General features: G+C 55.8%; 14 protein-coding genes. 11 read left to right on the forward strand and 3 right to left on the reverse strand.

The features are described 5' to 3' along the window. The 4 genes from MP439_09170 to MP439_09185 form a co-directional block, all read left to right on the forward strand. On the forward strand, positions 1–425 hold a 425-nt coding region (locus tag MP439_09170; GenBank protein ID MCI2976229.1), incomplete at its 5' end, for a hypothetical protein. Positions 426–1,041: 616 nt separating this feature from the next. Then, entirely contained in the window at positions 1,042–1,947 is a 906-nt protein-coding gene (cysD, locus tag MP439_09175; GenBank protein ID MCI2976230.1) for a sulfate adenylyltransferase subunit CysD, read from the forward strand. A 1-nt stretch (position 1,948) separates the two neighbouring features. Beyond that, a complete protein-coding gene (gene cysC / locus MP439_09180; GenBank protein MCI2976231.1) occupies positions 1,949–3,853 on the forward strand; it encodes an adenylyl-sulfate kinase in 1,905 nt (634 codons plus the stop codon). Between the two features lie 422 nt (positions 3,854–4,275). Further along, entirely contained in the window at positions 4,276–5,316 is a 1,041-nt protein-coding gene (locus tag MP439_09185; protein MCI2976232.1) for a glycosyltransferase, read from the forward strand. Positions 5,317–5,675: 359 nt separating this feature from the next. On the opposite strand, the gene MP439_09190 is transcribed toward MP439_09185, so the two are convergent. From MP439_09190 to gpmA, 3 genes are all read right to left on the reverse strand, one after another. Then, positions 5,676–6,368, reverse strand: coding sequence for a glycosyltransferase (locus MP439_09190; GenBank protein MCI2976233.1), 693 nt, complete (start codon positions 6,366–6,368; stop codon positions 5,676–5,678). A gap of 1,884 nt (positions 6,369–8,252) precedes the next feature. Continuing rightward, positions 8,253–10,544, reverse strand: a complete 2,292-nt coding sequence (locus MP439_09195) for a glycosyltransferase family 4 protein (protein ID MCI2976234.1) — start codon at positions 10,542–10,544, stop codon at positions 8,253–8,255. Positions 10,545–11,597: 1,053 nt separating this feature from the next. Then, positions 11,598–12,284: a 2,3-diphosphoglycerate-dependent phosphoglycerate mutase gene (gene gpmA, locus MP439_09200; protein ID MCI2976235.1), complete on the reverse strand. Its 687-nt coding sequence runs from the start codon at positions 12,282–12,284 to the stop codon at positions 11,598–11,600. 1,377 nt (positions 12,285–13,661) lie between these two features. On the opposite strand from gpmA, the gene dnaK reads away from it, so the two are divergent. The 7 genes from dnaK to MP439_09235 all read left to right on the forward strand — a co-directional run bounded on the left by dnaK (position 13,662) and on the right by MP439_09235 (position 22,726). Then, entirely contained in the window at positions 13,662–15,521 is a 1,860-nt protein-coding gene (gene dnaK / locus MP439_09205) for a molecular chaperone DnaK (protein ID MCI2976236.1), read from the forward strand. Between the two features lie 5 nt (positions 15,522–15,526). Beyond that, entirely contained in the window at positions 15,527–16,414 is an 888-nt protein-coding gene (locus tag MP439_09210; GenBank protein MCI2976237.1) for a nucleotide exchange factor GrpE, read from the forward strand. A gap of 16 nt (positions 16,415–16,430) precedes the next feature. Continuing rightward, on the forward strand, positions 16,431–17,549 hold the full coding sequence (dnaJ, locus tag MP439_09215; protein MCI2976238.1) for a molecular chaperone DnaJ: 1,119 nt from the start codon (positions 16,431–16,433) through the stop codon (positions 17,547–17,549). A gap of 7 nt (positions 17,550–17,556) precedes the next feature. Next, positions 17,557–18,039 (forward strand): helix-turn-helix transcriptional regulator, encoded by a 483-nt coding sequence (locus MP439_09220; GenBank protein ID MCI2976239.1) that lies wholly within the window; start codon positions 17,557–17,559, stop codon positions 18,037–18,039. Between the two features lie 663 nt (positions 18,040–18,702). Beyond that, entirely contained in the window at positions 18,703–21,183 is a 2,481-nt protein-coding gene (locus MP439_09225; protein ID MCI2976240.1) for an AAA family ATPase, read from the forward strand. Positions 21,184–21,423: 240 nt separating this feature from the next. Then, the gene (locus tag MP439_09230; GenBank protein MCI2976241.1) at positions 21,424–21,633 is read left to right on the forward strand and encodes a hypothetical protein; all 210 of its coding nucleotides are present in this window, start codon (positions 21,424–21,426) and stop codon (positions 21,631–21,633) included. Between the two features lie 250 nt (positions 21,634–21,883). Further along, positions 21,884–22,726 carry a hypothetical protein gene (locus MP439_09235; GenBank protein MCI2976242.1) on the forward strand — a complete coding sequence of 281 codons (843 nt, stop codon included), beginning with the start codon at positions 21,884–21,886 and terminating at the stop codon, positions 22,724–22,726. Positions 22,727–22,807 lie beyond the last annotated feature (81 nt).

Genomic DNA, 22,807 nt, shown 5'->3' on the forward strand with positions numbered 1-22,807 from the left:
TGAACATCACAGGGAACGGGATGGATATCTACATCTCCCGAAACATCACGGTGAACAATGCGACCTTGGTGGGTCAGGCCAGTGTTGGTCCCGCCTACACCTGGGTGATCAATTACTCATCGAATGTAACGTTAGATAACGTGACGACGGTCGGTAGTGGAGGTGTGATTGTACAACATTTGCACAATGAGCCAGCGTCGAATGTCACCGTCGAAAATGAAGTGATGCAGGATCCGAATGAGACGCTCTTTGTTGGCGATGTCGATGGCCTCTTGCTGGAGAATGACCAGCTTTCCAACATTCGGATCGACCCCAGTATAAGTGCAACTGACATCAGACTTCAAGGTACTTCCGTGTCCGGCGCGGTTATGTGCTCACATCGTAAGATCATCAGCGACCTTTCGGGATTGTCGTGCCAAGATTAGTGTAACTCTGTCACATAGATATGAGCGCGTGCGTACCCATTCGAGAGTTCGGAGCACTCCCCGGGTGATACCCAATCTAGGCTGGGTGACCACTCGGGGAGAGGGCGTGGCTAGCCAGTCTGCTGGTGGCTGGTCATGTGCGGGGTTGCTTGAGACTGTCTTCTCAAGCGCTTGACTGCGGCTGGCATTTCTGGACTGCTCAACGACGGGCGAGCTATCGAGATTCATGGTTGATGAAGGGCAGGTAGTTTAGGGGAACTCGCGAGGGCCCAATGCGTCCCGTGCCGGGATAGTCGCGGTGTTCCGGAAGGTTGCGCTATTCGGGCGTGGCGTCCTGGGCCAACACCTAGCTGCAGGAGTGACACATGGTGCTAGACTAATCCCAGCAGCCCTGGAAAGGGGCAGATCACGGTTTGGCCTCTAAAGACTCGTTCTTAGAGCACTAGTCGGTCGCGCTAGAATTGAACGCACGAGCAATGTACGTCGAGTAGAAGTTGCATCCAATGGCCGACATCGCTGACGGTGCCGGCCTCGCCAGTCAAGTATTCTTGTTGTGAACTATTGGTGTCCGGTTCATCAGGTTGCTGGTGGCTAGGATCGAAGGCTAGGAAGGTAAGTGCCCACACGACTTCGTCACCTGGACTTTCTTGAGAGCGAGAGCATCCACATTATCAGGGAAGCCGTGAGTAGCGCGCGTAATCCAGTCATGCTCTATTCGATAGGCAAAGATAGCTCTGTTTTGCTCCATCTCCTCCTTAAGTCGTTTGCCCCGAGTACACCCCAAGTGCCGCTGTTGCACATCGATAGCACTTGGGAGTTTCAAGACATGTATCGGTTTCGGGATGAGATTCCGGAGCGCACTGGCCTCCGTCTTATCGTCCACCAGAATCCCCTATGCATCGAACTGGGGATTAATCCGTTTGATCATGGCTCTGCTGTTCATACGGACTTGTGGAGGACACAGGGATTGAAGCAAGCACTTGATGCTGGCAAGTATGACGTGATCTTTGGTGGAGCTAGGCGTGATGAAGAACAGTCGAGAGCCAAGGAGCGCGTTTTCTCGGTGCGCAACGAGCAACATCATTGGGATCCACGCAACCAACGGCCAGAACTATGGAATTTATACAACACGAACATCATGCCAAACCATAGCCTGCGAGTATTTCCGCTGTCCAACTGGACGGAGCTCGATATTTGGTTCTACATATTGCGAGAAAATATTCAGATAGTACCTTTGTATCTTGCGGCCGAGCGACCTACAGTCGAACGTGACCAGACATTGCTTATGATTGATGATGATCGATTCCGTTTGACAGACGGCGAAAGTATCACTAAGAAGATGGTGCGTTTCCGGACACTCGGTTGTTATCCTTTGTCTGGTGCAGTCGAGTCCAACGCTGTAAGTGTGAAGGAGATCATCCAGGAATTGCTGACAGCTTCGACCTCTGAGCGTCAGGGTCGGGTCATCGACCATGATTCGGCGGATTCCATGGAGCGTAAACGGCAGGAGGGCTATTTCTAGAATGCCAGATATTGCCAGAAATCATACAGATATTGATCGCTACCTGGAAGAATACTTTGAGAAGGATTTGCTTCGGTTTATCACGTGTGGCAGTGTTGACGATGGTAAGTCGACATTGATTGGTCGGCTGCTTTACGAGTCGAAGCTTGTCTATGATGATACGTTAGCGAAGCTTCGTGCTGATTCTGAACGCCGCGGTGCTGTAGACGGCGCAATTGATTTCTCACTTCTTCTTGATGGTTTAAGTGCCGAGCGGGCCCAGGGAATCACTATTGACGTTGCATATCGATACTTCGCTACTGCGGGGCGAATGTTCATCGTGGCCGATACTCCTGGGCACGAACAGTACACGCGCAACATGGTTACCGGGGCATCTACGGCTGATCTGGCTATCGTCTTGCTGGATGTCACCAAAGGAGTGCGGACGCAAACAAAGCGGCACACCTACCTTTGTTGGCTGTTGGGCATCCGTACCTTTGTTTTGGTTGTGAACAAGATGGATATGGTTGGTTTTAGCCAACAGGTCTTCGATGATATTGTGGCGGAATATTCGCAGTTTGTTGATGAACTTGGCGTGGACGATTTTCTGTGCATCCCGGTATCTGCCCTATATGGCGATAATTTGGTTTCTCGCAGCGCGATCATGCAATGGTATGATGGCCCCGCATTGTTGGAATACTTAGAGCATGTCGATGTTGGTGAGCGCGAACTCTCTTTCCCTTTCCGGATGTGGACGCAGACTATTTTGCGGCTTGAGGACGGCAGCCGTGCCTATGCGGGTCTTGTCGGGGCGGGTGCGATTGACCGAGGCGATGAGGTCAGGATTTCGCCGAAAGGCATTGCTGCTTCAGTCGCACGAATTATTGGTCCAAGTGGAGATTTGGAGCATGCTGTCGCGAATCAGTCGGTGGGTATCGTGCTGAACGATGATTTTGATGTCTCACGCGGTGATCTCCTGGCCCAGCCGAGCAGGACCTTGGACTTAGCCGATAAGTTCGAGGCCCGCGTCGTCTGGATGTCTGAAGATCCCCTCATTCCTGGTCGGTCCTATCTCCTCAAGATTGGGACTCTTTCGGTCGGTGTCACGGTCGAGGCGCCGAGATACAAGATCAATGTTAACTCTCTCGAGCACGTTGCTACTCACCATCTGGAGATGAATGAGATCGGCGTATGTCACCTCACCACTGACAAACCAATCCCGTTCGACCCCTATGAAGAGTGTCGATCAACGGGGGCGTTCATCATTGTAGACCGCCTAACCAGCTCGACTGCTGGGGCTGGTATGATTTCCTTTGGGCTCAGGCGCTCGCACAACGTCTCGGAGCAACGCTACGATACATCGCTGCAGCAACGGAGTGTTTTGAAAGGTCATCGGCCAGCGGTGCTTTGGATGACCGGGTTGTCTGGTGCTGGTAAATCCACCATTGCGAACCTTCTTGAGCAGCAAATGTGTGAACTTGGCATTCACGCATATGTGCTCGATGGAGATAACTTGCGGCGGGGCTTGAATCAGGACCTTGGGTTCACTGTTGAGGACAGAGTCGAGAATGTTCGGCGGGTTGCCGAGGTGGCAAAGCTGATGGCTGACGCGGGCATCGTCGTTATCGTAGCGCTGATCTCACCATTTGAGGCGGATCGGCGGATGGCTAAGGAGTTGATCGGAGCAGATACCTTTGTGGAGGTCTATGTAGAGGCCCCGCTTGAGACAGTCGAGGCACGTGACGTTAAAGGGCTCTATCAAAAGGCGAGGTCTGGAGAGATTCCGAATTTCACCGGCATCAATTCGCCCTATGATGCTCCAGAGCATCCTGACGTTCTTGTTCATTCTGCTACGCTAACTCCTCAAGAGTGTGCGCAGATAATCCTCGATTATCTCTTGCTAGATCGTAATCTTCGTTCGTTGTGAGGGTTTATATGCCGAGTAGCAGGGGTTCATAGCTGCGGCTGGGGCTACAGAATGGGTAAGGACGGTGCAGCCTTTGCGCCTTACAGTGATGTTCCCATAAGGTGGCAAATTGTAATGAATCGGGTTTTGTCGCGAAACGCCGTCCCCCTGTGGATAGCGGGCATGGGGATCACGAGAGAGTAGCTGATTCTGTCTGTTTCGGTGCGAGAGACATGCACTGGTGGCTGGTGTTCAATGAGTTCGGTGCCAGGGGCCTTCGGCTTGTGATTTCGGAGCGTCATGTGCTGTCGTCGGAGAGAAGTTGAACCATCGCAGAAGGTGCTTGTGGACTGTGGCAACTATGCTTGGTCAGGATGCGGCCTCTCATTATGACAACTGGTTCCGTTGCCTATCCGAAGGGTGGGATGCAAGTACGAACACGTATGACCGCGAAATTCCTCGTCCAGTTGGGCTACCATCCGGTCGTCTTGACAACTTCCGAGAGGGCTGCCCATATCGAGCACGAGGAGGGTTTCACTATTGAGGCGCCTGGCCGTGCGACGCACCGCGGACTGAGTCAAGAGTATGTACGTATGGCACATGCTCTCAGTGAGGCGGCAGAGTTTGTCATTGTCACGAATGCCGAATTGTGGCCTGCGCTTGAGTTGGCGCGAATTGATAGGTCTCTGATCTGGGATACGAACGAGTGCCAGAGTCTTCACTATTCGCGCTTGCCCGCTACTGGCTCTAATGTCCTCCGTAGATACATTTGGACCGTGATTGAAATGATGATGGCCCGACGTTCGAATACTATCGTCGCCATCAGTGATGCTGAAGCAGCTGAGTGGCGGTCGCGCCTGGGTCGCTACGAGAGGAAAGTCAGAGTGGTCGATCATGTTCCCTTTGTGCTTCCGCGAGATCATGAGAGAGCACGCTATGAATTGGACCGGCAGGTGCCTGAACTTGTTGGCAAACGGTCCTTGCTCTTCGTTGGTGGTGTCTCGGCAAAGCAGAACCTAGGAGCGATACGTTGGATCTCCTCCGAACTCGCTGGTTACCTAACCCCTGATGTCGTCATCGTGTTGTGCGGTTTCGATACGGAACAGTTCAGTAGCCCACCCCGAGCCGGTGCTAGGATCGTTGGATTGGGGGCCGTCGACGATGTAGACACCGTCATAGCTGGAGTTGACCTTTGCATTGCTCCCTTGACGTCCGGAGCCGGGATTAAGACCAAGGTATTGCATTATTTGTCACATGGACAGCGTGTCGTAGGAACGCCACTTGCATTCGAAGGGATCGGTTTGGCACCAGGCACCTACCAGACTGCGTTGGAAGGATTTGCTCCGCTGACAGTCGAGCTGCTCGGGGATATGGAGAGCAGCGAGGCGAGGCGAGAGCGGCGCAAACTCCAAGAGGAATGGGTCGCTGATCATCTTGGGACAGCTCGGATTTGTGAGCAATGGGCATCGATTCTGCCAGATTAGTACCGTGATGTTGTGGGCCCACTAATAGAGTTCTTCGGTTGGTGGTGACGAGGTATTGTGACACGTCACGGGTGAACCGCGGTAGTGATCCCGTTTGGGTGATCGGTTGAGACGCGAGGTCTCGACTGTTCAGATATCGTGAGGCTTTACGCCCGATGGACTTGTTGATGGTAGTGGGTGCTCTTGACTCACTCTGGTGAGACTGCCCACAGTTCAAGGTAGAGTCCTGCTGGCTTTTCATTACTCGCGCCCTTTGGGCACGCTCAAGGGGCCGCTCCCAGGCTCCACTTGGATGCGTCCGCAATCCCAAAGCATTTGTGATTGGCTTCGTTGCGGTAGAACCTGGCCCGGTCCAGTGACTATGCTCCTCTAACTCGTCGCGCTATCGTGACTACAGACTTGGCCATCGCGATCCCATCTTTGCCAACATTGACCACCGATCGCTCGTCGTGGTTCCACTCGATGCCGATTTCGGATACGATCACCGACATCTGTTGTGCGAACGCAATGATTTCGACGTCCCACGCAAATCCATTCTCGACTGACGACGCAAGCAACTTCTTCCAGATTACCGTAGGCGCTGCCTTGGCTCCGCATTGCGTGTCCCGAACTCCCTTGCAAACTAGAGTCCGCACCAACAGGTTAAAACTCCGTCCTGCGAGTTCTCGCTTGCGCGACTCCCGGACGCCCAGCCGCGACTCGGGCATTGCTCGTGATCCGATGGCAAGTCCGTTCGTTGCACGTGCAACTTCAATGATACGCGTGAGTTCCGTGAGCGGGGTAGCCAAGTCGACATCACAAAAGGCTGCTATGTCAGTGTTGCTTTGGCCGAGTCCATACCGGATCGCTGCACCCTTACCGAGATGAGGACGCGAAACTAGTCTAATGTCGTTCCTAGATCCTCGGCGTTCTATAAGCTTCTCCGCAATCTCACAGGTGGCGTCGGAGCTTCCATCGTCAACCATAACAAGGGTACTTGATTGCGGCCAGGATTCGATGTAGCTGGCAAGCTGATCAAAAGTTTCAGCAAGGCGAACCGATTCATTGTACATCGGCACAATAAGAGTGAGTGAGTGGGTTGAATTATTTCCAGGGAGATTATGATCATGCCGGCCAGACTGCATTGATAACGATTATACAGTAACCGTCCTTCAGGGAAGGTTAATGGCAAGGAAAATTTGGTATTCTACGCAAAACGAAAGTGTTGTCCTTGCGATAATCCTACGGCTGGCGATCGGTCGTTCTGTCGTTCACCAATCCTGGAGCTCAACTCAATCAGCTGGGGTCCAGGGCCTAACCTGCTAGCGTGGCTTTCCCACGCAACATGGACTGGCTTCCTGCAGGGCTCTCGAATGAAGCTAAACCAGTGAACCCCAAGCGATAGGATTCTGCGGATGGACATGTGATCTCAGCAGCACAAATGTTCGACAGCCAATCAATGTCATACGGCGATGGAAGGAGAATTGCTGCCCAGGCTGGCTCACGCCGACCAAACCATTGGAAAGGTCACTGAAGACGATCGGATGCAAAGGCGCTGGCAATATGCTGGCACAGGTCGCCCCCCAGCGGTCGGGTCACTGGGCCCAGCTTGAGTGGCTAGCAAGACTTTGACCATAAGGGCCTTTACGAGGGCAAGCAACCTCTCGGTGCGCTCGTTGCGGGGAACCGAAGGCGTGCCGCGCTATCGTCGTGGGCGAGACACTCGGTACGGACCTGTTTGGAGGTGAAAGCTCATTGGACACTTGCAGCCTCAGGATTTTAGGGCCGCTGAACTTAGCAATACAAAGGGCGACGCGTACTACAGGTTCTTTGAGGGCATGACTTGTGACGTATGGACTCGAGGCTACGAGCGATGAGAGTGGAACAATGGCAATGACGGCGTGAAGACATGGACGCCGTCAGCACGAGATCTTGGCAGGTGTTGGTGCCGCCGACAATACCGGGAAGCGGAACACGTGGTAAAGGATATCTTGTGCCAATTAAAGTATCGCAAAGAAGTGTCGATCCTATTGGACGAACAGGAGCCGTAGGGTCGTCTTTTGCAAATGCCCGGACAACTGAGTATAGAGTGGATCGTTAATTAGACCTCATAGTTTGCGCTGCCTCTAATTCTACCCCCAACATCTGCCTTCTAGCCTTCACGTCACTACCACCAAAGGGAGAGCCGTCAGGCTAATCTTCGTCATCATGGAATACTCTCGGGGATGCCTGGCACACTCGTATTTCATCACTTGATTCATGCCCCAGGATCCTCTCGATGCTGGTGGATTGCACAATAGCTGCGCGTGGGGCACTAGGTGAACCTAGCATCAGCGGTGGCTGCTAAGTGATCTTGTGTGGCTAGGAACGTTGGCTCACCATATGGAGATGGTCGTTATTGCGTCGGTCAAGGGTCACGCTGACGGAGAGGAACGGTCGAATCGACCATCGGCCTCGTTGGCGACCGGTTCAACAGCCGACCCAGGCAAGGTGTATCGCCGATAATCCGACCCAACCATCAGAATGAGCCTGTCGCTTACAACGCTTGCCTACTTTTACGCAGCTGCCATCGCACTCGATCCTCGTGGAGTGCGAGGCTCCGTCCAGCATTGGGTGAGCCAATTCTGGGCTTGCTCGATGAAAGTTTCCAGCACACAAGATCCTTTGCGATTATTGCAGGACAGCTAGGCGGCAATCAATCCTGACCTATCACTATCACAATCACCTGACTTGCGTGACAAAGTCTTGGTCACCTGATCCGTGCGATTTCGGGACCTTCGATGTGACGGTTTGGTTAGGGCTAGGGTGCTCATTGGGTGAAGCCAACGCCGAGACTGGAATACGCGAAAGCTGCTTCAGGTCGCAAGCGGCACAGAGCCGAGACCTATGGAGCTTGACGGAACCCAAGTTGACCGCGCCCGAGGGCAGTCGTACCAATATCTTGTAGCTGTACGTACCTACGATAACGGATATTGATCGATATGGTCTTCGGCAGCTAGAGTCGCTCGACGAAAGGGCACAGGGGAAACGGTGCGTTGGCGCTCGATGCTTGCGAGGTCGATCACCTCAGGCACGCCGCTGTCAGGCAATGCGATGGGTGCGACTTTGCCGCCCGTGACTTCCTTTGCCAGTCTGAGGAACAATCGGGCGCTTATGTCCCATCCATGAAGGCTTGCCCAGCGGCGGCCTTCTTCGCCTAACGACTTTCGTAGGCTTGCATCGTTGATAACGGTAATGATTGATTGTGCCAATGCATCGGTGTCACCATATTCGAATAAGATGCCGGTGATTCCATCGCGTACTGATTCACGAAGGCCACGAACGTTTGATGCGACTACTGGAAGTCCCATAGCGCTGGCTTCCATGCAGACTTGCCCCCATCCTTCGTAGGCCGAGGGATTGACCAGCAACCATGCCTTGGCCAGCAAGTCATCTAGTTTTTCCCGAGGAACGAAACCGTGAAAGTGTACGTACTCGCTCACGTTTTGCTTTTGCGCAAGCTCCTGCAGTTTGGCTAGTTCAGGGCCTTGCCCAACTACATCTAAGGAGATCTCTCCAACTTTGTCGATTACCGAACGTAACGCGGTAATGAGGAGATCGATTGATTTCTGCTTCTTGAGACGGCCAATACAGATAATGGAGGGCTTAGCACTATCAGACCGTGTGGACTCCACAGCATGTGCAGGAAGCTGAACCCCGTTCTTGACGACTGTGATTTGGGATTCCTTGAAGCCAATCGTAAGCAGCTCGTCTCGTGTGTCACTTGACACTGCGACAACCGGATGAGAGCGATAAGTGAATGGCATCAAGGCTCCCTCCACCCAACAGGCTAAGTTTCGGACACCGACCGGCAGATATCGTTTGAAGACTTCCTGATGGACGTGGTGAACTAGCAGGATTACCGGCTTCCGGGTGTATAACGGTGCGAAGAAGGGAATACCATTCTCGCAGTCGATGACGATGTCGTACTTGTTGCGCAATCGGGAGATATAGAACAACGCGGCTCTGACATACAGCGTCCGCTTCCCACCTACCCGATATGTTGTCATTCCACCTGCGAAGTCAAGTTTGCTGCTGTTGGGGTGTCTCTGGGTCAGTAGCGCCACTTCATGACCTGCCTGCACCCAATGTTTCGCGAGTTCGAATATGTAGCTTTCAGCTCCTCCTGCAGATGGGTGGTCGATGTCTCTCCAATTCATAATCAAGAGGCGTAGCCGGTCGTGCTCGCCAGGCTGATCAGCATGCTTCGGGTGATTTGCTGAAAGAAAGGCGATAATCAGTTCATATGAGTATACGAGTCGCAGTATTGAAGCAACGAACCCTGCGCGGACTCGTGCTGCCCATCGGTGGTGCATCTTCGAACCGTCGGACGCCAACGGACGACCTACGGTACGGATATTCGCGATTAGATAGGCAATCAGCAGAGCAAACATCGCTACCAGTGGTTGGATCGTAGCTAGTTTTTCGAAACGTCCTCGACCAGCTTCGAGTGTTAGCACGACACCAACCAAACACACTAGTAGCTTCCCAAATGTTGTGGCTATCGAAGATATGAACGTGGGAGCTGAAGCATTTCGATGCGCAAACCTCTGTGTGCGCTCTATGAGAGAGTGCCAGTCAATGTCTGAGATGTAGTTGGTTTGTAGTTCTGAAGTTTCATGCACCTGTTTGGCAGGATAGGATTCGCATCGCAATGCGGCCTTTGCCTCTGCGAAAGCCGTGGGTAGATCGGTTGCTTCCTTAAATCCGCCGGTACCCAGGAGAGCACACCTGCGAACGAAGAATACGCTTGGTTCCTTAGGTCTGTCTTGCAAGACGGTTGAAGCTGTTTGCCCGGTTCCGTCGCGATGTTGGGACTTGTTTGTGTTTCTTGATTGAAGGGCCCGCAAGGCAAGTCTTCTTGGTTGCCAATAGTTCGAGATAGTGGTTCCGAAAAGGAGTGCTAGCGTGCGATCCTGATCAAAGTGGTCTTCGGCGATTCTTGGCCACGATGGGGATAAGAGTAAAGAACTTATTGTAAACCCCACAAGTTCTCCGTTTGCCCGCTGAGCTGCGACATTCCAGCGATCGGCAAGAGTGGAACCCGGCATGTCAAGCACTTTGAGATTATGAAGATGCCCAATCTCGATGGCCGAAGTGAGAATTACCTCTACGCCTGCGTCAAGCATAAGCTGGCCAGTGCTCGTCAGTTGGGCTAGGTTGACGTTAGGCTCGCCATCCTGGCAGTCAATTACAACAGTCACATCCATTTCGGTTGTCCCTTGCTCTCATCAGTTGATCTAGAAGTGTTGCCGACTAAGGCCGATACCTGTCCGCTAGGAAGCTGAGCTATTTAGCAGCGCGGAATTTCGATCCGTGTCACAAGAGGACATGCGACACAGCAGCCACCAAGTTCTGAGACACGAATGCAGTGCTCGTTCGTGTACGTCTTGCACTCCGGCCCCCTTGATTTCCCAAAACCTAGTCGCCAGGCTGACCAGGCTTACAAAAGATTATAGGCCATATTAATAGCTGTTGCCTGCAACTTCTGACTTGTTTGCTCGGATAATTAGATAAATAAGCGAAGATGTATTTACGCAAAGTAGTCGGGTGACCACTAAAAGTGGTGAAACTGTTATGTCGTATCGTTCGTTCGGGTTTGTGCATCCTACTACTTGACTTGCAATCCGTTAGGTGTTGGAGCGTTCGACTTGGGGGTGGATTCGAATGGGAGCATCGGGAGTGTCCTTGCCTGAGAGGCGTTGCAGCGCAGGGCGGCGTCACAAGCGAGTTCGCAGGGTGTCTTTCTGCTGATTGGGCCATAGATTGGCATGTAGTCGAGCAGTGGAAGCTGCCGGTAGGTCAACTGCCAGAATGTGCGGGCGGGGTTCGCAATAGGAGTTACCGATAGGCAGTTGGGTTGGATGCCATGCGTTGGATTAGGAAGGTGACTAGCTTCGAGACCCGATCTCAGAGCAGATGGGTTTGGTCGGTCGATCATAGGAACTGAGCTTGAGCAATAAATAGTTGCCGCGCCGTGCGCCAATAGGGTGGTTAGCCGCGGCGCGGACTGGAGGCGTTTGTGCATGGACCGGTTGGTCATAGTCGCAGTTGAACGGGATAAGGTTGAATCAGTCCTCACCCAACATCCACCAACGTACCCCGGTCTCGGCGGTTGGTTGTGTGACACGGTTGTGTTGCGTTTGGGTGATATGGGGCTCTGGATCGATTCCGACACAGAGTTACACGCGGTAACGTTTGATGTCTCGGGGTGATCGTCGACGTGGCCGTTGGGCTCGGTAATGCTCACGATTCACTGAGGACTACAGAACGTCCTTTGCGACGACCGATAAGTTCGCATCGAGTTGATAGACGATCGGCTCCCCGTTAGCGATCTCGTAGCCAACGATCTCGTCGTCTGGTATCGACTCCAAGAACTTGACCATCGCGCGCAGCGAGTTGCCATGCGCGCTCACCAACACCGTTTGGTCCATCCCAAGCAGTGGTGCAATGCGCTCCTCCCAATAGGGCATCACCCGAACGAGAACGTCGACGAGAGCCTCGGTGTAGGGGACATCGGTCGCGGTCAGTTCCCGGTACCGAGGGTCGGCCATGAGGTGGTGGTGCTCTTCGTCAGAGGTTCGTGGCGGCGCTACGTCGTAGCTGCGACGCCAGATCTTGACCTGCTCCGCTCCAAACCGATCAGCGGTCTCGGCCTTGTTGAGCCCAGAGAGACCGCCGTAGTGGCGCTCATTGAGCCTCCAGGTCTTCTCGACGGGCACCCATGATCGGTCAAGGACTTTGAGTACCTCGTCCGTAGTGTAGATCGATCGCTTCAAGACAGAGGTGAGGGCGATATCGGGCGCGAGGCCGGCATCTCGCAACAGCTCGCCAGCCTTGTGGGCCTCCTCATAGCCTTGTGGGGTGAGGTCGACATCGACCCACCCGGTGAATCGATTCTCTTGGTTGTAGGTGCTCTGTCCGTGACGAAGAAAGATCAGGGTTGCCATATCCACTAAGCCTAACGAGGCCCAAGCGGATCCTGCAACCTGGGGTCAGATGCTTTATCCCACCCTGGATCCACCGACGTACCCCGGTCTCGGGGCCTGGCTGTGGCCTGAGGCTGTGCTTAGTGCCGCTGCCTTAACTCGTGGCCTTGGATCGGTGGCGTACCGTATACCCCCTTCAAGTGAGTCCAGCGCGCGAAGCTGCTGTGTATCAGCCACTCGATGAAAGAGGTCGTTCCTTTGCCTTACGTTGTTACTCTTTGGGTGACGAGGCGGTCGCCCAAGATTGACAACAATGCTTTTTTGGGATCTTTCAATACAGGGGGAAGTTGCAATGCCATAGTGTTGATCTGGCGATGTAGGGACAGATGATAGTGTCGGTCGGGTGGGCACTCACTAAAGCCCGCACCACCATGGCGCCCCGAGAGATGACCGTTGTCATTACGATGAGCCGACGTTAGGAGATCGTCCCAGGGTAGTGGCTACCCCAGGTGTCGATATCGCGGTCGCACGGTACGCGTCTTCCGATGCAAAACACCTGAACAGCACGCGGGCTATTCCAAGCGACTTGTTGGACGGGGCCGTGGGCCGTGGCGGGGGCTCTATGGCCAAGTCGGACGGCGTTGTTTGACACAGTGCAAGCCGATTCGAAGGCTCTCTGACGTCGGGCAGCCTCTTGATCACAAGGCTTTCTATGGCGAAATGCAATGCTTGACGAGTCAGTGGTTGCGCCTTCTGACGTGGAGGTCGGTGGCTTGCTGTTAGGGAAGTGTTGAATGTGCGGCCCCAATCCAACCTTGATGTCCATAACTCGGCGAGCTGGCGAGCATGTGATCTTGCTGAGTGGCGCTGATCACAACAGGAGATTTCCGATCGAGAGGTAGGCATGAGAGGCGCGGACTCTACCACTGGGTGCCACAGGAGATCGCGAAGTGTGCCGATCGAGTCTGTTCCTATCAACCCGCCATCACCGTTGATCATGATGGCCTGTTGTATTTACTCTATTCATTAATAATTCATTAATAGCGTCGCAATCAGTCGCTACCAGGCCCGATCACCGTCCAGAGCGACCACACGTCCGCCTCAATCGATCGCCAGGTAAACCGCAACTACTCGCCAGTGCCCTCAGACAAGCCGACCGAGTCTGTTGGATCGGCTCTTTAGATCGCTTACATCGTTCGCAGGTACTGTGGTTGACCGTGACCGGGCACCGCCACGCTTGGATGGCAGCGCGCTGGTGGTGCTTGCAATGGTTGGTGTCTTCTCGGGGGAGGACTTTGGTCCCTTCTTCGCTCATGCGGAATAAAACTGATAGGCCAACTGTAGTAAAACTTGATATACTTACACTCAAGTATTGGTAACAGCTAGAAGGAGGCTCGCGTGGCCAAAGCAGTAGGCATCGATCTTGGGACGACGAACTCCGTCGTCTCCGCTCTCGAGGGTGGCGATCCAACCGTCATCCCGAACTCGGAGGGTGGAAGAACCACACCTTCGATTGTCGCGTTCTCAAAGACTGGCGAGGTACTCGTCGGCGAGGTCGCCAAGCGTCAGGCGATCACCAACCCGGATCGGACGATCCGATCCGTGAAGCGTCACATGGGAACGAACTGGACCATCGATATCGATGGGAAGAAGTACACTCCCCAGGAGATCAGCTCGAGGATCCTCTCCAAGCTCAAGAGGGATGCCGAGGCCTACCTCGGTGACACCGTCACCCAAGCGGTTATTACGGTTCCTGCCTACTTCGACGATGCCCAGCGTACCGCCACCAAAGAGGCGGGCCAGATCGCTGGTCTCGAGGTTCTACGGATCATCAACGAGCCGACGGCGGCCGCCCTTGCCTATGGACTTGACAAGGAGACCGAAGACCAGACGGTGTTGGTGTTCGACCTCGGTGGTGGAACCTTTGATGTCTCGGTCCTTGAGATCGGCGACGGCGTCTTCGAGGTCAAGTCGACCGCTGGTAACACCCAGCTCGGTGGTGATGACTGGGATCAGCGGATCATCGATTGGATGATCAAGAGCTTTAAGGACAACGAAGGCGTTGACTTAGGCAGTGACAAGATGGCCATGCAGCGACTCAAGGAGTCGGCTGAGAAGGCCAAGATCGAGCTCTCGGCCTCGTTGGAGACCACCATCAACATCCCATTCATCTCTGCAACGGCAGAGGGGCCAAAGCACCTTGAGATGAAGCTGACACGTTCACGCTTCCAAGAGCTCACCGCTGACCTCGTCGAGGCCTGCAAGGGACCATTCGAGCAGGCGATCAAGGATGCAGGACTTACCGTTGGCAAGGTCGACCATGTCGTCTTGGTTGGTGGATCGACGCGTATGCCGGCGATCCAGGATCTCGTCCAGCAGATGACCGGCAAAGAGCCGCATCGTGGCGTCAACCCGGATGAGGTTGTCGCCGTCGGTGCCGCGATCCAGGCTGGTGTTCTAAAGGGTGAAGTCAAGGACGTTCTGCTTCTCGACGTGACTCCGCTCTCGCTTGGTATCGAGACCAAGGGTGGTGTCATGACCAAGCTGATCGAACGTAACACCACGATTCCGACCAAGCGCACCGAGGTCTTCACCACCGCTGATGACAATCAGCCCTCGGTCGAGATCCACGTGCTCCAGGGTGAGCGCGATATGGCCTCGTACAACAAGACTCTCGGTCGTTTCCAGCTGGTTGGCATCCCACCGGCCCCACGCGGGATCCCCCAGATCGAGGTGACCTTTGACATCGACGCGAACGGTATTGTGCACGTCTCGGCGAAGGACCGTGCCACCAACAAGGAGCAGTCGATCACCATCACGGGAACAACCGCGCTCTCAAAGGAGGAGATCGACCAGATGATGCGCGATGCTGAGGCCCACGTCGAGGAGGATCGACAGCGAAAGGAGGAGGCTGAGGTTCGCAACAACGCTGACACCTTGGTCTACCAGACAGAGAAGCTGCTCTCCGAGCAGGGAGACAAGCTCGAGGGCCCAGAGCGCGACAAGGTTACCGAGGCCTTGAACGAGGTCAAGCATTCACTCGATGGCACCGACATCGCTGCTATCAAGTCGGCAACCGACGCTCTCATGTCCGCCTCACAGAGCTTCACCCAGCGACTCTATGAGGAGGCCTCTAAGCAGGCCTCAGCTAGCAGCGCTGGTGACGCCACCGCTGGACCAAGTGACGCCAGTGGCGACGCAACGGGTGGCGACGACGACGTCGTCGATGCTGAGATCGTTGATGAACCCAAGGAGTGATGCGCATGGCCGATGAAAAATTCGACAACGAACAGACACAGGGTGGCCAAGCCAGCTCAGCAAGGGACTCGGGTGCTAGGGGCTCAGGCGTCAAGGACGCGGCTTCTGAGGCTGGCCCCAAGGATTCTGGTACGAGCGGATCTGGCGCCGGCGGATCCGGATCCGGTGATGGTCCTGAATCCAAGACCCGAGCGCCCCAAGGAGATGTAAACAGCGCCGAGGAAGGGGGGTCTCTCAGCAGAGAGACCCCATCCTCTCCTGGCGGCGGGTCTCAAGGACACCCCGGGGGCGTCGGAGTGAGCGAAGATGAGGAGCCCCGAGGAGAGGAAGCACCGCATGGATCACATGACCATGGTGCAAGCGGCACAGACGGTGACCAGGTGTATGAGGGTCAAGCGGTTGAAGGGGAGTTTGACCTCGACGCGCTTGACTTTGAGCCAGAGGTCACCGATCCTACGGCTGAGCTCGCGCGAGAGCGAGACTCGTATCTTGAGTCTCTCCAGCGACTCCAAGCGGACTTTGATAACTATAAGAAGCGTGTCGCTAGACAGCAGAGTGAACTCGGTGCCGCTGGGACACGGAACCTGGTGATCAAGCTGTTGCCTGCGCTCGATACGTTGACGCTCGCGCTCGCCCATGCGACCTCTGACACTGGTTCAGACGAGGTCGCCTCGGTACTTTCACAGATCAGTGCCTCATTTATTGAGGTGCTCGCTAAAGAGGGTCTCGAGGTGATCGAACCGATGGGTAAGCGGTTCGATCCTGAAGAGGCCGAAGCCGTCGCCCACGATGACGGTGACGGTGAGCCCACGGTGACGGAGGTCTTTCGGGCTGGCTATCGTTGGCAGGGACAGACACTGCGACCGGCCATGGTGAAGGTCACCGGTTCGTGAGAGATGGAGGTAACTGATGCCACCACAGCGCGAGTGGTTCGAGAAGGACTACTACAAGGTGCTTGGCGTGCCTTCGACGGCGACCGACAAGGAGATCACCAAGGCCTATCGGGCTCTGGCTCGTAAGTACCACCCGGATTCGAACGCAGGTCACGAGGAGCAGTTCAAGGAGGTCTCGGCCGCCTATGACGTCCTCGGCGACGCCACCAAACGCAAGGAGTATGACGAGGTTCGTCGGCTTGGACCGATGGCCTCGGGTGTGGGCGGTATGGGTGGTAACCCTGGAGCCAATGGTAACTTCAACGTCCATGCAGAAGATCTTGGCGACCTGATTGGGAACCTGTTCAACCGTGGCAAACGCTCGAGTGGCCCCAAGCGTGGGGAGGACCAGAGTGCCGAGGTGCGCCTCAGCTTTGCCGATGCCGCCCAAGGTGCAACCGCTTCGGTGTTGGTGATCGGGGAGACCTCGTGTTCGGTGTGTAACGGGACCGGTGCGGCCCCGGGAACGGTGCCAAAGGTCTGTGCCCGGTGCAACGGCTCTGGATCGGTCTCAGACAACCAGGGGTTCTTCTCCTTTTCCCAGCCCTGTCCGGCCTGTCATGGTCGAGGGCTGATCATCGAGCACCCGTGCACCGCGTGCAAGGGAACCGGTACCGAACACCGTGCGCGCACGGTCAAGGTCAGGATCCCGGCAGGTGTGGAGCCTGAACAGACGATTCGGGTCCGTGGCAAGGGCGCTCCAGGCAAGAGCGGAGCCCCGGCCGGCGATCTCATGGTCAAGGTGCACGTCGACTCCGATCCCCGCTTTGGTCGAAAGGGTGCAGACCTGACCACCAAGGTCGCGATCAGCTTTGCTGACGCTGCCCTTGGTGGAACCGTTACGGCTCCGTCGTTGACGGGCCCGGTGACGCTCAAGATTCCGGCCGGGACCCATGCTGGCCAGACGTTTCGGGTTCGAGGCCGCGGGTTACCGAACCCACGGAAGAAGAACGCCTTCGGAGACCTCTTGGTGACGGTCGACATCGTGGTGCCGGAGGCGCTCGACGCGAGACAGAAGAAGTACCTGCAGGACTATCACAAGGTCTTTGGGGATGGTGTGCAAGCAAGACGAGGACAAGAGAAGGTAGGAGGCTAGAGGCAAGATGGCGAGTGAGATCGGAGATCAGACCCGACGCGATGCCATTGGCGGTGACGAAAATGTGACGGCGGGCGCAGGCTTGGGCTCGATTGGCAGGAGTGGTGATGGCGGTTTTGGCGGTCGTGGGATCTATGTGATCTCAGTAGCCGCTGAACTGGCCGGTATGCATCCACAGACCTTGCGTGTCTATGAACGGCGTGGACTGCTCGAGCCGAACCGCACCGGTGGCGGTTCGCGTCGCTACAGCGATCACGATCTGGCTCGACTGCGACGGATCGCTGAGTTGACCGACGCTGGTCTCAACATCGAGGGTGTTCGCCGGGTGATCGAGCTCGAAGCTGAGTTGGCCGAGTTGCGAGCCGAACTCGAGCGAGAACGCGAACTCGCCCGTGCGCGGGAGAAGGAGATTCATCGACACTATCGCCGTGATCTCGTTCCCCTCTCGCAGGCGGTGGTTCACGTCAAGAGCGTCCAACTCAGGCGCTGACTCTAACCCTCGCGTCCTAAGGCAGGGGCCGCGCTGATCGTTTGAGGGGATGAGAGCCTGACCGACAAAGGTGGCAGATGACACCCGGTAGATACATGATCCAGCACTCTGGCCATTGGGAGGTGGGGTGAATTATCGATGAGACGAGCCAGTCATCCACGGAGCTAGTGATCCAAAGAGCGAACCAGACGACGGCTTCCTGATGAGTCATCGTCCATGACCCTTCAACAAGTCCCCAGGCAAAGATATGCGAGCGAGAGATCCGAACGAACGGGATGGGCTTGAGCGTTGTGAGCGACGCAGTGGTGAGACCCTCGATCGAAGGTCGCTTGACGTTGGAGAGGCAGCAAGGGTCTTGGTGAAGGTCTCGGCGAGACCAACGTGATCGTATGCCGGGGGCGAGGGCCAACAGGAAGGGTGATGGATGAGGGGGATCGGCCAAGGGCGAGTCGCATTGTGCACAATGGTCCTTTGGCCCTTGACAGGGTCGAGCCAGCTGATCAGGATGGTAGGCGACGGGCATCGTGCATCAACCGAGATGAGCGAGCCACGATGGATTGGAAGAACGGTTCGGCCCATGGTGGGTCGATGGCCAGAGCGAGAACGTGACCGCGAGGTCGAGTAGCGGTTGCGCTGTAGTGAAGGAAGAAGTGAGGTGAACAGGTGGATCAAAGCACGTGGACGGTAAAGACCAGGGAGGCCATCGAGGCAGCGATTGAGCTCGCGCGGCGAAACTCAAACCCGGAGGTGACCAAGGAGCACCTGGCGGTCGCGCTGTTGGGACAACCCGACGGGATTGTGCTGCCGATCCTTGAGCGACTCGGCGTCCAGATTGGCGCTGCGCGCAACAAGTTGCTCGAGGCGATCGGCAAGCTGCCGAAGTCCTATGGAGGGCAGGCGCAGTTCTCATCGGCCCTCATCGCAACGCTTGAGGCGGCCGATACATCCCGTCAGGAGATGGGCGACTCCTATCTCTCCGTCGAACACCTGTTGCTTGAGCTTCCCACCGTCTTTGGGGTCACGGCGGATCAGGTCAAGGTCGCCTTGAAGGAGGTCCGAGGGGATAATCGGGTGACGAGTGAAAACCCGGAGGAGACCCTCCAGGCACTCGAGAAGTACGGCCGTGATCTCACCGCCGATGCTCGAGCCGGCAAGATCGATCCGGTCATCGGTCGCGATGAGGAGATCCGCCGCATCATCCAGATCCTCTCACGCCGGAGCAAGAACAACCCGATACTGATCGGGGAGCCAGGGGTGGGTAAGACCGCGATTGTCGAGGGGCTCGCCCGCCGTATCGTCGAGGGTGACGTCCCGGAGGGCCTGAAGAACAAGCGACTGATCGCCTTGGATCTCGGCTCGATGGTGGCCGGAGCAAAGTACCGTGGTGAGTTTGAGGAGCGGCTCAAGGCTGTTTTGAAGGCCATCAAGGACTCCAACGGCGAGGTGATCACCTTCATCGATGAGATGCACACCGTGGTCGGTGCCGGTGCCGCCGAGGGGTCGATGGACGCCTCCAACATGTTAAAGCCGATGCTGGCCCGAGGAGAGTTACGGATGATCGGGGCGACCACACTCGATGAGTATCGCAAGTACATCGAGAAGGACCCGGCCCTCGAGCGTCGCTTCCAACAGCTCATCATCGCACCGCCGTCGGTCGAGGACACCATCGGCATCCTGCGGGGCCTCAAAGAGCGCTACGAGGTGCACCACGGGGTGCGCATCCAGGACTCGGCGCTCGTGGCGGCGGCCGCGCTGTCGGATCGTTATGTGACCAACCGCTTTCTCCCGGATAAGGCGATTGACTTGATCGACGAGGCCGCGGCCAAACTCAGGATGGAGATCGATTCTCGTCCCAACGAGGTCGACGTCGTCGAGCGTCGCATCCGCCAGCTTGAGATCGAGCGGATCTCACTCGCCAAGGAGAGCGATCCGGCCTCGGTCGAGCGGCTGGCTCGGATCGAGCGTGAGTTGGCCGACGATCGGGAGGAGCTCGCTGCCCTCAATGCGCAGTGGCAACTCGAACGCGATGCCATCTCCAAGATTCGCGAGATGAAGGAGCGCCTCGAACAACTCAAGGCCGATGCCGACAACGACGAACGCATCGGCAACTTAGATCGAGCCGCCGAGATTCGCTACGGTCAGATTCCAAGTCTTTCCGCCCAGATCGAACAGGCGACGCAAGAGCTCGCCGACTTCCAAGGTGGGGTCAGAATGCTGAAAGAGGAGGTGGACCCGGAGGACATCGCTGAGGTGGTCGCCAAGGCGACCGGGATCCCGGTTGCGAAGCTTCTCGAGAGTGAAATGGAGAAGCTCCTCCACATCGAGGAGGCCCTCCATCAGCGGGTGATCGGTCAGGATGAGGCGGTCTCGGCGGTAGCGAATGCCATTCGACGCTCGCGCGCTGGGCTCTCTGATCCGCACCGCCCCATCGGGAGTTTTCTCTTCATGGGGCCAACCGGTGTCGGCAAGACAGAGATGGCCAAGGCGTTAGCTGAGTACCTCTTTGATGATGAGCGCGCCGTCATCCGTATCGATATGTCCGAATACCAAGAGCGTCACTCGGTCGCTCGACTCATCGGAGCTCCCCCTGGTTATGTCGGTTATGACGAAGGGGGACAGCTCACCGAGGCGGTGAGGCGTCGTCCCTATAGCGTGGTTCTCTTCGATGAGATCGAGAAGGCACACTCGGATGTCTTTAACATCTTCTTAGCCATCCTTGACGATGGACGCTTGACGGATGGTCAGGGTCGGGTGGTGAACTTCACCAACACCATTCTGATCATGACATCGAATCTGGCGGAGGATCCTCGACTCTTCTTTAAGCCCGAGTTCGTCAATCGGATCGACGAGATCATCCGCTTTGCTCCCCTCACCGAGGCCGACCTGACCAGGATCGTGGATTTGCAACTCGATGTCTTGAGGGCCAGATTGGCCGATCGTCGGCTCGAACTCGTCGTGACCGATGATGCCAAGCGAATTTTGGCCACCCAGGGCTATGACCCAGCCTTTGGGGCACGACCCCTCAAGCGTGTGATTCAAAAGATGGTAGGCGACCCCATTGCGGTTGCGATCCTCTCGGGTAAGTTCCCGGAGGGGTCGACGGTTACGGTTGATGGTGTGGGGGATATGGTAGTGATCGAGTGAGGTGGTGGGAACAACCCATCATCGGGGGCCGGATCCGCGAGAGATGCTGGCCTTTTCCCGTGGAATCGACGAGGGAACGCACCATAATCCGCAGAGCTGGGATTGGCGATACTTGCGAGATTGCAAAGTTGTGCATACCGCTTTGCCGACCACGGTGCTTCGCCTCAATGCCGCGAAGCGCAGTTCGCCAGCGAAGGCACTGACTGCGTTCTGTGATCAGAAGCCACGGCTTGGAAGGTAGTGCGAGCCGGTTCTTTCTCTGCTGGATTGACCCCGAGAGCGGTGCTCGTCTGGTTTGTGAGTGATGCTGCTCGCTGCCGTGGTCTCCGACTTTGCTACGTGGTGTTGCACGGGGTTGTTGGCCTCTTCTTGTTTGGTGGTGTCTTTGGTGCCTGGTTGATTTTACGCGAGATGCACCAGAGCCAACGCCTTCTTGTGATCGAACGATGAGCTGTTTCGGCAATTGCCGATGGGGAGAGTCTGCTTGGGTGTTAATCAGGCACCGCGCGAGATGACAGTGGCCCTTTAGATGTCCATGGGTTAGCAAGTGATCGTTCGTACTAGAGTCGTTGTGGTTGCCCACGTGTGCGATCGACCGTCGTGGGAATGGGCAGCTGTCATCAAGCGAGGTTTCGGGCGATGTCGAGTCGCGTGAGACGTAGCGTTTGAACGTGGTAACGGGTTTGCAAAGATGAGAGGGATGAGAGTGGCGGAACTCGAGGATCCAACGCTGTTGGACGTCAACCCTGGCAGGAAGTTCTATGACCTGGCCGATGAGCTCGACCGAATGCGCGAGGTTAAGACCGATGCCGTCGTCTTGCCAGGATGGCCAACTTCGCAGCCGGTGCCGGGATTTGGACGCATACGCACTGCGTTGGCAACCGTGGTGCTCGAGCACCTGAACAAGAGGTTTGCTACCTATCTCTTGCCGGTCAAGGACTCTCAGAGCCATCAGGAGCTCGAGGTGAAGTGGTGTGAACCGGTTCCGGTGCTGTTGATGGTCGCATGTCGGTCTATCGAGATACAAGATCTTGATGACCAAGACGAGGTACAAGCCAACGCTGTCATTGTTGGTGACGAAGAGTTCTCCACACCCTTGATCACACCAGTAAGGTTAGCGGCCGACAACAGTTTTAAGGAGCTTTCGTCGAGCGCAGTCACAGAGATGATCAACGCCAAGCTCTTGGCTCAAATGAAGATGAGTGCTCTTACCATCTTTCGTGATCTGTCATCCTGGCTTAGTGAATACGAGGTCGTGTTGGCCTCGACCGTCTTTGAGTTTGGCGTAAATGGGAGTGAGGTATTTCTCATCGGGGAGCCGATAGGTGTTACGAACTCGACGCTCTCCGTTGGAGATAGTGACCCAATGTTGTGGTTGGGGCCAGGGTTCTACCAACGACAACTCGCTGTGCTTGCGCGATCATCGGCTGCGCACGAGACTCTGGGCCTTGATCAGCTGGGCGAACAGCTCTGTTTAGACGGTATTCGTCTCTATGAGCTTCTTTCAGGTCACCACTTTGATCATGATCCGAATCGAGGGTAGTTCGCGATCATCAAGAGGACTTAGCGGCTAGCAGTGACTCGGGCCCGCATGGGGCGATGCTGGTCTGATTCATGACGATCT

The organism is Ferrimicrobium sp. (genome assembly GCA_022690815.1).
GTDB lineage: Bacteria > Actinomycetota > Acidimicrobiia > Acidimicrobiales > Acidimicrobiaceae > Ferrimicrobium.